The organism is Endozoicomonas sp. 2B-B (assembly GCF_053470045.1).
In genome coordinates this window covers 5,144,222-5,157,716 of record NZ_JBLZMU010000001.1, presented here as the reverse complement: position 1 = coordinate 5,157,716, position 13,495 = coordinate 5,144,222, and the positions used below count along the sequence as shown (strand labels likewise).

Here is a 13,495-nt window from a genome sequence, read left to right as displayed (position 1 = left end):
GTTCCGGAAAAAATATTGCGGCAAAAATTCTGCAGTGCTTTATAACATTAATTCTCAGTTGAGTTTAATGATTTAAAGCAGTTCAAGCATAAAAAAAGCCAACCCCGCAGGAAGTTGGCTTTTTTTATGCCCAGCGAAGCGGGCAAACCCGTCAGGCTGAAACAAGCCTGAACCGCCGGGACTGAGAGGGGAAGGCAATCCGAATGACAAGGGCGTTGCTGGCCAACGGGATGGTCTGAAGGAAGCCATTAGAGGGGCCTTGAATTCAGTAAATTGCCAATCGAAGGTGAAACTTTTTCATTGTTGTATGGTCAAACACTTATCTATCACTTTCCAGAGGCGTGCGCCCGGATAAAAATTGAGGATTTTTTCTAGTGGGACCAATTTCGCATATCTCCACGTTCCGTGAAGACTGGCGCTACAACGAGCGTGACAATGTTTCTGTATCCCGGGGTCGCAATGCTTCTGAGTTATTCTGGCGTCATGGTTCCGGGCATCAGACCTTTACTACCAGGGAGGCCAGTAACAGCCTCATCGAGCATTCAACTGTTGACCATATAGGTTGTTGCCTGGTCTCTTTTGATTCAGGAAAACGAAAAGTTGCTCAGCTTAACCCTGGCACCCGGCTGCTGTTCCTTCATCAACTGCCTCATGAATCTTTCCTGGGCCCGGAAAAAATCAAGGAACTGTCCACCATGGATATTATCGTGCTCCATGGTTTTTCAGAACTCCGTGATGCGCAAGCCTTTGAGCGCCATCTGAGAGTGTTCTCTTACTTTAACGAAGATGGCATCTGCCTATTGGACAAGTTCCCAAGATGGCCCTCGGCAGACCAGATGGCTAGTTATGGTTACGTATTTACCGACGTTAAGGTCCACGAGGGCAAAGTTTGCGTTGATATGGAGTCAATCTGGCAAAGTGATTTGCGAACTAACTTTGCCGTAGACGCTATGACAAAGCAGGATTCTGAAAATACAACGATAGAAGATATATATTCAGATTCCTGTAAAGCTGCGAATGTTGATGAACAGCAATATCTTGCTGAGCTCGATGCTGCTCGCAGGCAACCGATTCTGAAACTGAGCCGCAGAGACTGGCAGAATAATGAGATATCGACGCCTGTTCTGGCCTGGCGCTCAGTGGTACAAACTGAAGATGCCTGTTTGCCCGAATTGCAGATAATCACGCCAGCCAGGTCTGATATTCTAACCAGGTGCAATCCTCCGGGTTTCCCTATTCCTGCCCACACCTGGCCAACAGGCCCGGCTGATGGTTACGACTCATCCTCTACTGACCCTGTTTTCTGGTCGAGAGGAACGCCGTTTTTGTCACAAAGGCAACCAATCAAATCGTACCCGTCGGCCTATCCCCTTTCTCAGGTAAGGGCTTTGCATGTGGCCAGGTCTGGTGCTGATTCTTTTTCTGCCACTCTGAAATTTGCCGGGTCAGTGTTAAGGCACCTGATTTCACGGCGCTGACACTTCCCGCCCTATCGAGGCTGTCGCAAAACTAGCGAGCAAAGCTGAAACTAGGCAAAAAGTGGCGAAAAAGTGTCGTTTAAAGCGAGTAAATGAGCATTTCGAGCCACTTTTTAACCCAGTATTTGCAGGAGGGCTGAGGCGAGAGCCTTACCCTACCTGATAATCAAGCGACGGCCGTTTTACTGGATTTTTGGGTCCAGCTCACCCTTACCGTAACGAATAAACATGCTTTCCAGACTGGTGTTGCCAATCTTTGAACCCTGACCTGCAGCGCCGAACGCTTCATAACGCTGAATACAGATATCTTTCATGGCTTTGGTGGCCACTGCGAAATATTTTCGTGGGTCAAATTCGGAAGGGTTTTCTGCCATGAAGCGGCGAATAGCGCCCGTAGACGCCAGACGCAGGTCGGTATCAATGTTGACCTTGCGAACGCCGTGACGAATACCTTCCTGAATCTGTTCCACCGGTACACCGTATGTTTCAGGGATTTGGCCACCGTTTTCGTTGATGACTTTCAGCCATTCCTGGGGAACAGAAGAGGAGCCGTGCATCACCAGGTGGGTGTTCGGGATGCGCTGGTGGATTTCACGAATACGGTCGATCGCCAGAATATCGCCTGTCGGTGGACGAGTGAATTTGTAGGCGCCGTGGCTGGTACCGCAGGCAATGGCCAGGGCATCCACATGAGTGGCTTTTACAAATTCTGCCGCTTCATCCGGGTCTGTCAGCAGCTGATCGTGTGACAGGGTGCCTTCTGCGCCGACGCCGTCTTCTTCACCGGCCTGTCCGGTTTCCAGAGAGCCCAGGCAACCCAGTTCGCCTTCTACAGAAACACCACAGGCGTGTGCCATTTCTACTGTGCGACGCGTTACATCAACGTTGTAATCGTAGGAAGACGGTGTTTTGCCATCATCTTTCAGTGAGCCATCCATCATCACGGAGGTGAAGCCAAGCTGGATGGAACGCTGGCATACAGCGGGGCTGGTACCGTGATCCTGATGCATAACGACTGGAATATGGGGGAACTCTTCAGTGGCGGCCAGAATCAGGTGTCTCAGGAAAGGGGCACCTGCGTATTTACGGGCGCCTGCAGAAGCCTGGACGATGACCGGGGAGTCAGTCTCGTCGGCAGCCTCCATAATGGCGCGCATCTGTTCCAGGTTGTTGACATTAAACGCGGGGACACCGTAGTTGTTTTCTGCGGCGTGGTCGAGCATCTCACGCAAGCTGATCAGGGCCATTGCCTGCTCCTGCTAATCAAGGGGTGATTGAATTCGGTGGCTATTATCCCTGTTTCTTGGGAGTGGTGCAAAACATGAACGGCTTCGGGTATCTGAATACTAGTTCAGATAAGAAAGAGGTGGGCAAATAATAAGCCCGTTAGTCTGAACTACCGGGCTGATAAGTACTCAGCCATACGGAATCGAATATTTCTGGCTTATTGGGCAGGTGCTCTGCAAGGCGCAACGACGGGAACATAGCAAGCTATGTGACCAGAGTTGCAACGCATCACGACTGCATGGATGCAGGAGCTAGAGCAACGCAGGAGCAGTTGCCGCGAGTGCCTGAACAAGAAGTCAGAAAATATGATTTCGTATGGTTGAGTACTTAAATCAGGCTTTGCCTTCGGAGCCGAACTCACGGATTTTACCCATGACGGTTTCAATGATGGCTTCTTTACCCGGGCCAATGACCTTACGTGGGTCGTAAACTTCAGCGTCGTTGGCCAGGACCTTGCGAACCATGTTAGTCCAGGCGATCTGGTTTTCTGTGTTTACGTTGATCTTGGCGGTGCCACGGCTGATGGCATTCTGGATATCGGCAGTCGGTATGCCTGTGCCGCCATGCAGAACCAGTGGCACCCCCGTCAGCTCTTTAACCTGCAACATTTCTTCGAAGCCCAGATTTGGCAGGCCTTTGTACGGGCCGTGAACAGAACCCAGAGCAGGGGCCAGACAATCTACGCCAGTGCGTTCAACCAGCTCTTTACATTCCTGTGGATCAGCGTAGATGCAGCTGTCTGCAACAACGTCGTCTTCCTGACCACCAACAACACCCAGTTCCGCTTCAACGGATACGCCAAGAGCATGAGCATACTCAACCACGGTTTTGGTCATGGCAACATTCTCTTCGAATGGGCCGTGAGAGCCGTCGATCATCACGGAAGAGAAACCGGCTTCGATGGCTTCTTTGCATTTTTCAATGCTGGAACCGTGATCCAGATGAATAGCAACCGGTACAGTAATTTTCATGCTCTCGATCAGGGCATTGACCATCGCGGTAATCACCTTGAAGCCACCCATATAACGAGCCGCGCCTTCAGATACACCAAGAATAACGGGAGACCGGGTTTTCTGGGCGGCAGTCAGTATAGCCTGAGTCCACTCCAGGTTATTGATATTGAACTGGCCAATTGCGTACTTGCCTTCCAGAGCTTTTTTCAGCATTTCGGTCATGGATACCAGTGCCATAAAGGTTTCCTCGGTCAGTGGTTGGGAGAGCTGAGTCTGAATCAGTTTGAGTATCACACAACGATGAAGTTTGATAACACTTTCATACTGAGCCGTACAAACTGAATTGTTTATGCTGTGATGCAAATTAATCCAGAGGCCGGAAACTTGGCTTGCCTGAAGTCTAACAAAAAAACTTTATCTTTCTCCAGTTATATAGAAAGAGAGCTTAAGAATTTTTTCAGCTTATTAATGCCTTGATCCTCTCAGGGGGCTTATGTTGACAAGAATTATATTTCCTCTTTATTAAAATAAGGTTGTCGTTTAATGAAAAGAGTCTTTGGGTAGAGTGTATGAAAATTCTGAGTATTTTATTGAAGTATGTCGTAAAAAAATGCTTGCAGCGGTCTGTTAACAAGGTGTTAGGTAGTAATGCGTATATTGGCTGGAGGTCAATCCTATTAAGGTGTGGAGCAATTTTTTGTGAGAAGGTGGGGGCTTTTTTAGTATTTCCTGAAGGAGTGTCACGTCTTTTTTTGGGATTGAAGTACTAAATAACGTCGCCTCCCTGAAGCAGCCCTGGATGTTAGTGGATTGATCCGGTTTATTAATGAAAAACATTACATGGCAGTGGGCTTTGTATGGTTTGAAAGCATTGTGAACCGCTTGTTGATGGTGTTTGTTTTACTGTGACTGTTCATCATACGGCAGGCGATTAATTAGATGATGCACTATCTTGGAATGGGTCTCTCTATAAGCAATGAAGTTTGTAAGAAACTCTGTATTCAGGTGCACGTTTTGAAATAATTTGTCGAGCTATGTCAGGGTTTGTGTGATTGATTGCCGGTTGTATCCTGTCGCTTACAAGCCGGATACTCCGGTAGCTGAGCAGCTATGAGCCGAGAAGAACAGTTTGCGTCACTTTTCATCATGAGAAGAGGACGGGCAGGCTGTTTTTCCCGGCAGGTAATTTTTTGAGTGGGTAAGATCATGTTTTCAGGCATCATTGCGTCTTCCGGCGTGGCCATTGGTAACGCCTTTGTGCTGAAAGAGGTCGAAATACAGATCAGCGATGGCGTTCTGGACAACTCTGAGGTCGAGGCGGATATCACTCGCTTCAGGCAGGCCAGAGATCGCACAGTTGAGCAGCTTGAAGCCATTCGTGATAAAACTGCAGGCAAACTGGGGGAAGAGGAAGCTGAAGTCTTTGAAGGTCACATTCTGGTGGCAACAGACGAAGAGCTGGAAGAAGAAGTTATTTCAGCAATCCGTTCGCTGAAACCGGCAGATGCTGCACTGAATGACGCCATTATGGCTAATGTCAGTATGCTGGAAGAGCTGGACGACCCTTATCTGCGTGAGCGTGTAGCGGATATCAGGGATGTAGGGCGCAGGATGCTGAAGAATTTGCTGGGTATTCCTGTAACCTCTCTGGAGGAGGTGGAAGAGGGTTCTATTATTATTGCCAATGACCTGACTCCTTCTGATACTTCCCAGATTGATCTCAAAAAGGTCTGGGGTTTTGTGACCAACGTCGGTGGTCGTACTTCTCACTCTGCTATTATGGCTCGTTCTCTTGAGTTGCCCGCCATTGTTGGAGCCAGGGTGGCGACTGACAGAATCCAGAGTGGTGACCAGGTGATACTGGATGCCGTCAACAATAAAGTGCTGGTGAATCCTGATGCCTCTGCGCTGGATTACTACCGGACGCTTCAGAAACAGCTGGATGAAGAACGTATTGAGCTGACCAAGCTTAAGGATCTCCCCTGCGAGACCCTGGACGGTAAAGCCTTCGAAGTCTGTGCCAATATTGGTACGGTCAAGGATATCGGAGGAGCTGATCGTCATGGTGCTGAAGGTGTGGGTCTCTACAGAACCGAGTTCCTGTTTATGGACCGCACTCAAATGCCTTCGGAAGAAGAGCAGTTCGAGGCTTATAAGGCCGTTGCTGAAGCCATGGGGGGGCGGCCGGTAATTATCCGCACTCTGGATATCGGTGGTGACAAGGAGCTGCCCTATCTTGATCTGCCTGAGGAACTGAATCCGTTTCTCGGCTGGCGAGCCATTCGAATGTGCTTTGACAAGCCTGAAATTCTTAACACCCAGTTACGTGCCATTTTCAGAGCCAGTGCTTTTGGCAAACTGAAGATTATGTTCCCCATGGTCATTTCCGTAGAAGAAGCCCGTCGGCTGAATGCCATGATGGCAACGGTCAAGTCTGAGCTCAGCAATGAAGGCGTGGGCTTTGATGACCATGTTGAGGCAGGAATCATGGTGGAAACCCCTGCTGCGGTTATGATTGCCGACCTGCTGATTGAAGAAGTGGACTTCTTCAGTATCGGTACCAATGACCTGACCCAGTACGTTCTGGCTGTGGATCGTGGCAATGAAATGATTGCTGATCTCTATGAACCTATGTCACCCGCTGTACTGCGTGCCATCAAACGGGTGATTGATTGCTCTCATAAAGCAGGCAAGTGGACCGGTATGTGTGGAGAAATGGCGGGCGATGAGCGTGCCGCTCTGATACTTGCGGGTTTAGGGCTGGACGAGTTCAGTATGAGTGCTACGTCGATTCCCAGGGTTAAAAAAGTGCTCAGAGAGCAGCGTTTCGAAGCATTGCAGAAGCTGGCCAATGATGTGGTGAATCAACCTACCATCAAGGATGTGCAAGCAGCCCTTGATGCATTTATTCAATGACCGACAGGGGGGGGCATGGGCTCCCTTTTTTCAGAATTGCCAGAGAAAGTCAGTAGACAAACAGTTCCGGATTAGAGTCCGATAACCCGGACACAGTGCCCAAGAGTAAGAATATTTCGAACCAACTATGTCTTAGAGAGTCATTTTGCCTTAATAAACGACAGTGTGAGGTGCTTCTCATGGTGAGTAATAAATCAGCAGCCAAGGCCAGGGAGAAAAAACACGACAGTGCGTCCAGTGTGGATGAGCAGCTGGATGGTCTGCTTAAGCGAGCCGGGATAGCGAGAGAAAAATACCTGAAGCTCAACCAGGAAGACGTGGACCGGGTGACACGGGCTATGGCTCTGGCAGGGCAGTCTGCTCACATGGAGCTGGCGAGAATGGCCGTTGAGGAAACCGGAAGGGGAATCCTCGAAGATAAGGTCACCAAAAACATCTTTGCGACTGAGTCCATCTACCATTCTATCAAATACGATAAAACTGTCGGTGTGATTGAAGATAATGAGGAGGAGGATTTCATGTTGGTGGCTGAACCAGTAGGCGTTGTCTGTGGTATCACGCCAGTGACAAACCCCACCTCCACCACCATGTTCAAGTCTATTATTGCTGCCAAGACGCGTAATCCTATTGTTTTTGCTTTTCACCCTTCGGCACAACAATGTTCAACAGAAGCGGCAAGAATTGTTCGCGATGCGGCCATAGAGGCAGGAGCGCCAGAAGATTGCATACTCTGGGTAGAGCATCCATCGCTGGAGGCCACTCAGAAGTTGATGACCCATCCCGAGATCTCAGTCATTCTCGCCACCGGTGGTTCAGGTATGGTTCGGGCCGCCTATTCTTCTGGCAAGCCGGCTCTGGGGGTGGGTCCGGGTAATGTGCCCTGTGTTATTGATCGCACTGCCAATATCAAGCAGGCCGCCAATGATCTGGTTCTGTCCAAGAGTTTTGATAACGGAATGATCTGTGCCTCCGAGCAGGCTGCCATAGTACACGACGAAGTTTATGCTTCTTTCAAGGAAGAGATGAAGAGGCTGAATGTCTATTTCACCTCTCCCAAAGAGACCGACCGCCTGGCTGAAGTGGTCATTATTGATGGCCATGTCAACAGTAAGATTGTGGGGATGAAGCCATCCGATATTGCTGCGCTGGCAGATATTAAAATACCGCAAGAGACAAGGGTTATCGCGGCTGAGATTGAAGGGGTTGGGCCCGAGTTTCCCCTGTCCCGCGAGAAGCTCTCGCCGGTGTTGGGCTTTCTCAAGGCCAGGGATACCCAACATGGTATTGAGCTGGCCGACCAGATGCTGAACTTTGGTGGTCTCGGGCATTCCGCTGTTCTGCACTCCCAGAACGATGATGTGATTGATGAATTCTCGCTGGCGATGAAGGCCGGTCGTATTATCATTAACTCACCAAGCACCCATGGTGCTATTGGTGATATTTATAACACCAACATGCCCTCCCTGACTCTGGGTTGTGGCACCTATGGTGGGAACAGTACGACGTCCAACGTTTCTGCTGTTAACCTCATCAACGTCAAGCGCGTGGCCAAGCGCAGGGTTAATATGCAATGGTTCAAAGTGCCCAGAAAAATCTATTTCGAAGCCAACTCCCTGCAATACCTTGAAAAAATGCCCGACATTTCTCGTGTGTTCATCGTGACAGACGAGGTGATTCAGAGTCTGGGATATGTTGAAAAGGTTCGGTACCACCTGAGAAAACGTCCGGTGCCAGTGCAGGTGAGGGTATTTAATCAGGTTGAGGCCGATCCGAGTCTGGCGACTATTCGCGAGGGTGCTGAGGATATGGCGCTGTTCAATCCGGACGTCGTGATTGCTCTGGGTGGTGGCTCTCCTATTGATGCGGCCAAGGGCATGTGGTTGTTCTACGAGCAGCCAGAAGCTGATTTTGCGGGTATGGCCCAGAAGTTTTTTGATATCCGCAAGCGGGTTTACAAGTTCCCGAAACTGGGCAAGAAAGCCAGACTGGTGGCTATTCCCACAACGTCCGGAACCGGCTCTGAGGTGACTTCCTTTGCCGTTATTACCGATAAAGAGAAAGGCATCAAGTATCCTCTGGCCGACTATGAGTTAACGCCTGATGTAGCCATTCTGGACCCGAATCTGGTGCTGACGGTGCCCAAAAAGGTGACCGCTGACACAGGTCTGGATGTCCTGACTCACGCACTGGAAGCTTATGTCTCTGTGATGGCGTCAGATTATACGGATGCTCTGGCTATGAAGGCGATTCAGTTGGTTTTTGAGTATCTGCCGAAATCCTGCGAAGAAGCTGACAAGGTAGCCAGGGAAAAGATGCATAATGCTTCCTGCATTGCCGGTATGGCCTTTGCCAACGCTTTCCTGGGTATCAATCACTCTATGGCTCATAATTTGGGGCATGAGTTCCATATTCCCCATGGTTTGGCCAATGCACTGTTGTTGCCTCATGTGATTGAGTACAACGGGTGTCCGAATCCTTCCAAGGTGGCTTCTTTCCCGAAATACGATCATTACATCGCCCATGAGAAATATACCGAAGTGGCCAGGGCGCTGGGCCTGCCCTGTAAAACCCCTGAAGAAGGAGTCAAATCCCTGGCCAATGCTGTTCGTAAATTGATGAAGCGGCTGGGGATGCCTTTATCTCTGAAAGAGCTGGGGGTTTCTGAGAAAGGGTTTATGGAAAAAGTCAAAATGCTGGCTGATCATGCTTTTGAAGATCAGTGCACTACGGCAAACCCAAGAATGCCACTGATCTCTGAGCTGGAAACTTTGCTGAGGAAAGCTTATTACGGTGAGTGATCTTGTTTTTGCTGTGGGGCGTTCCACACATCAGCATTGAAGGCGGCTCTGAACTATCTGGAGTCACACTGGTTCAATGGACTGTTGGCAAATACAAGAAATCAAAGGGGCGAAAGCGAAGAGCCTAACGTTATCCGGCAAGCATTAGCCAGAGAGGCTCCGATGTTTATGACGTGCTGGCGTATTGGCTTGGTATTAGCGGTTGGATGAGGAGGTCATTAAGTGCTGAGTGATTCAAGTATACTTCTGTGAGCACCTGATGAGGTGGTTCTTTTGGGTGAGCCCACTGGCAGGAGTATGGTCGCGAGGCTATGTCCTATCTCGAATGCAATAAGTGAATGATTATATTGGATAATTTGATGTTTTGAATTATTTCAGTTTGTTACATCTCGCAATAAAATAAGCATGAGACATAACAAAAAAAGAGCAAATTGCTGATGTATGAAATAATGGAAAGCCAATTGGCTCGCATAAAACAATCCGGCGAATACAGAATATTTACGGACATCAATCGCATTGGAGGCAATTACCCTCGTGCGTTATCCAACGGCAAGCCCGTCACGGTCTGGTGCAGTAACGACTATCTGGGTATGTCTCAGAATGATCTGGTCATGGCCTCCGCCGTGGATGCCATCCAACAGCATGGCGTTGGCTCCGGCGGCTCTCGTAATATTGGTGGCACGCACCAATACCTCACTGAATTGGAAGTCTCGATTGCAGACTGGCATCAAAAAGAAGCTGCACTGGTTTACCCGACCGGTTACTCTTCAAACGATGCCACCTTGCAATGTTTACTGAGGATGTTCCCAGAGCTAATAATCTTTTCTGATGAAAAGAATCATGCCTCCATCATTAATGGCATTCGCTCATCTAAAAACCAAAAGCACATCTTCAGACACAATGACGCAGACCACCTCGAGTCACTTCTGAAAACCGTCGACATCGATTGCCCGAAACTGATCATCTTTGAATCCGTTTACTCTATGGATGGTGACATTGCCGACATCTTTGGGATTGTTACACTAGCGAAGAAATACAGATGCTTGACTTATTTGGATGAAGTACATGCCATAGGTATGTACGGCGCACGCGGGGCGGGTATTGCGGAGGCCTTGGGCCACGAATCGGATATCGACATCATACAAGGTACCATGGCGAAAGCCATCGGCGTGATTGGTGGTTACGTTGCTGGCAACCGAACCATTATCGACTTTATTCGCTCGTTTTCGTCCGGCTTTATCTTTACCACTTCATTGCCTCCAAGCATCGCCAGAGCCTGTTTAACCAGCATCAACCACTTGAAAGCCTCGGACTCTGAGCGCCAGAAGCTCAAGTTCAATACAGCGCTCTTGCGCGCGATTTTTGCGGAGTTGGGCATTCCCATCATGGGATGCTCAGAAACGCACATTTTGCCAGTCAAGATCGGCGACGCCCGGAAATGCAAACAAGCGGCCGATCTGCTGCTGAGCAAGCATGGGATTTACATTCAGTCGATCAACTCACCAACCGTCGAGGTAGGCACCGAGCGCTTCCGGATCAATGCAACGCCCAATCACACCGAGACGCATATTCGTCACCTCGCTGAGGCAATCAAGAGCGTGTTCGTTGAGCTAGAAATCGATCAAACTGTTGCGCTTGGGTGAGCCAGAGTGAACAAGGGTTGTAAACATGGATAATTACACGCTTTCACAGATCCTGGTATCCATCGCTATTGTGTTTGACCTGTTGTCTTTCCAGTTCAAAACACGCAAACACGTGGTGTTGTGCCTGTTTATTGCGGGAGCGTTGATTGCGACGCACTTTTACTTGCTCAATGCTTTCACAGCGGCCGTGGTTATGACGATTGCGTCAATACGCTATCTGACCAGTTACTTTACGTCTCGGCCCGGGGTAAGAAACCTGTTTTTGATTGTCAATGGTGTGACACTCTTTGTTACCTACGAGTCTTTCATCAGTCTCGTGGCGTTCGTCGGCTCCTGCCTGCAAACGATAGGCGCATTCAGTAAAGACGATCGTGAGATGAGACTGATCATGATGGTGGGTGCGGTAGTTTGGTTGAGCCACAACGTTCTTGTCCTGTCCCCGATGGCCGTCGTCATGGAAGTGCTGTTCCTGCTCAGTAACATCGTGGCCTACCTGAGGTTCTACAACAAGAGCCCAATAGTGACAAAGTCCGAGTACTGAGCTTTACGTCTGTTTCATTCCAGCTAATGAACAGACATCTGGCTCCCATCGCTTAAGCACCTCATTGAGGTGCTCTCTATTGTGGTGTGTCATATATGACTACTGATGCCACATGTTCTGTTTGCTTTTTTGCTCTGGGTCAATAACCGGTTAATCTCTTTACGAAACCTTCACAACACAGTTGAACTGGTGCATTGTGACCGGTTACATTTCGTCCCAAACCATGCGCTGCCCATCAACTGTCTGCCTGTTTGAGTTCCATGGGGTTTTGATTGAGGTTTGTGCAGTGACGTTAATATCTAAGGGGTAACTATTTTGAACATTCTTGGCTATATGCAGAGATTGGGTAAGGCATTGATGCTGCCCATCGCCACTCTGCCTATTGCGGCAATCCTGTTGCGTCTTGGGCAGCCTGACTTGCTGGATATTGCCTTTGTCGCAGAAGCGGGTAACGCTATTTTCAGTAACCTGCCTTTGCTGTTTGCGATGGGTATTGCTGCCGGACTGTCAAAGGACGATGCCGGTGCAGCGGTGCTGGCGGGTGCAGTTGGCTATTTTGTCCTGACTGCCGGGGCCAAGACCATCAATGCCGACATTGATATGTCATTCTTTGGCGGCATTATTGCCGGTATTATTGCCGGTCATAGTTACAACCGTTTCCATGCGGTGGCACTGCCACCCTATCTGGCGTTCTTTGGTGGCAAGCGTCTGGTTCCGATCATGACCGGTCTGATTGCTCTGGCGGTCTCTGTAGCAGCAGGTTATGTATGGCCAGTCATCCAGTCTGCCATTGATGCATTTGCTAATGGTATCTCTGAGTCTGGCCCCATTGGACAGTTTGCCTATGGAGTGCTGAACCGTGGCCTGATTCCGGTAGGTCTGCACCATGTTGTGAACTCTGTTTTCTGGTTTGGCTTCGGTGAATTCACCAATGCTGCCGGTGAGGTAGTTACGGGCGATCTGCCTCGTTTCTTTGCCGGTGACCCCACTGCCGGTACTTTTATGGCGGGCTTCTATCCGGTCATGATGTTCGGTCTGCCAGCTGCTGCGCTGGCTATGTATCTGGCGGCGCCTAAAGAAAATCGTGCCCGTGTGGGTGGTGTTCTGCTGTCTGTCGGTGCTACTGCCTTCCTGACCGGTGTCACTGAGCCTCTGGAGTTCATGTTCGTATTCCTGGCGCCAGGTCTCTACGCTGTTCATGCCGTGCTGACAGGTTTATCTCTGGTAATCACCAATATGTTTGGTGTTCTGCATGGCTTTGGTTTCTCTGCGGGTGCCCTGGATATGGCTCTGAACTGGGGGCTGGCTACCAAGCCTGTGACCCTGGTGTTCATTGGTCTGGCTTTCTCTGTTATTTACTTCTGTGTTTTCTATTTCGCTATCAGGGCTTTCAACCTGAAGACACCGGGGCGCGAAGACGAGGAGCCGGAAACAGCAGGATCTTCTGAAGCAGTCAGTGGTTCGGAGCGCGCTCTGCGTTTCATCGAACTGTTGGGCGGTGAGGGCAACCTGACCTCTGTTGAAGCCTGTATCACCCGTCTGCGTCTGACTCTGGCCAATCGTGACCTGATCGATGAAGCTGGCCTGAAAGCCATGGGTGCCAAAGGTGTGGTGAAGCTGGGTGAAAATAACCTGCAGGTGATTCTTGGGCCTCAGGCTGAGATCATTGCGGGTGAAATAAACGCCCTGATGGCTTGACAATAGCTATTTTGCCCTGACTCAAAGAAGCTTTTAGTGGTCTTTCCCTGCAAAGCAGTTTAGGGGAAAATCCGGATACCTTTTTAGTCAGGGCTGTCTGATTCTTAGGTTATGGTGCGGAGTATACCTGGAGTATGTTCGACTTGCCGAATGACTGGGTGAATCAATATTTCCTGTCGGC

General features: G+C 49.5%; 8 protein-coding genes. 6 read left to right on the top strand and 2 right to left on the bottom strand.

The genetic code is table 11. The features are described from left to right. Positions 1 to 374 precede the first annotated feature (374 nt). Entirely contained in the window at positions 375 to 1,478 is a 1,104-nt protein-coding gene (locus ACOMHB_RS19200; RefSeq protein WP_448217821.1) for a hypothetical protein, read from the top strand. A gap of 182 nt (positions 1,479 to 1,660) precedes the next feature. Here ACOMHB_RS19200 and fba (ACOMHB_RS19195) read toward each other — a convergent pair whose 3' ends face one another. Together fba (ACOMHB_RS19195) and fba (ACOMHB_RS19190) are read right to left on the bottom strand one after the other, a co-directional pair. Next, positions 1,661 to 2,725 carry a class II fructose-bisphosphate aldolase gene (gene fba, locus ACOMHB_RS19195; protein ID WP_422134699.1) on the bottom strand — a complete coding sequence of 355 codons (1,065 nt, stop codon included), beginning with the start codon at positions 2,723 to 2,725 and terminating at the stop codon, positions 1,661 to 1,663. 372 nt (positions 2,726 to 3,097) lie between these two features. Next, complete coding sequence (gene fba, locus ACOMHB_RS19190; RefSeq protein ID WP_448217820.1) at positions 3,098 to 3,955, bottom strand: class II fructose-1,6-bisphosphate aldolase; 858 nt, start codon at positions 3,953 to 3,955, stop codon at positions 3,098 to 3,100. 957 nt (positions 3,956 to 4,912) lie between these two features. Here fba (ACOMHB_RS19190) and ptsI point away from each other — a divergent pair. From ptsI to nagE, 5 genes are all read left to right on the top strand, one after another. Further along, positions 4,913 to 6,634 carry a phosphoenolpyruvate-protein phosphotransferase PtsI gene (gene ptsI / locus ACOMHB_RS19185; RefSeq protein ID WP_448217819.1) on the top strand — a complete coding sequence of 574 codons (1,722 nt, stop codon included), beginning with the start codon at positions 4,913 to 4,915 and terminating at the stop codon, positions 6,632 to 6,634. A gap of 179 nt (positions 6,635 to 6,813) precedes the next feature. Next, entirely contained in the window at positions 6,814 to 9,432 is a 2,619-nt protein-coding gene (gene adhE / locus ACOMHB_RS19180) for a bifunctional acetaldehyde-CoA/alcohol dehydrogenase (protein ID WP_448217818.1), read from the top strand. Positions 9,433 to 9,869: 437 nt separating this feature from the next. Further along, the gene (hemA, locus tag ACOMHB_RS19175) at positions 9,870 to 11,075 is read left to right on the top strand and encodes a 5-aminolevulinate synthase (RefSeq protein WP_448217817.1); all 1,206 of its coding nucleotides are present in this window, start codon (positions 9,870 to 9,872) and stop codon (positions 11,073 to 11,075) included. Positions 11,076 to 11,100: 25 nt separating this feature from the next. After that, on the top strand, positions 11,101 to 11,616 hold the full coding sequence (locus ACOMHB_RS19170) for a YgjV family protein (RefSeq protein WP_448217816.1): 516 nt from the start codon (positions 11,101 to 11,103) through the stop codon (positions 11,614 to 11,616). 315 nt (positions 11,617 to 11,931) lie between these two features. Next, positions 11,932 to 13,314, top strand: a complete 1,383-nt coding sequence (gene nagE, locus ACOMHB_RS19165) for an N-acetylglucosamine-specific PTS transporter subunit IIBC (RefSeq protein WP_448217815.1) — start codon at positions 11,932 to 11,934, stop codon at positions 13,312 to 13,314. Positions 13,315 to 13,495 lie beyond the last annotated feature (181 nt).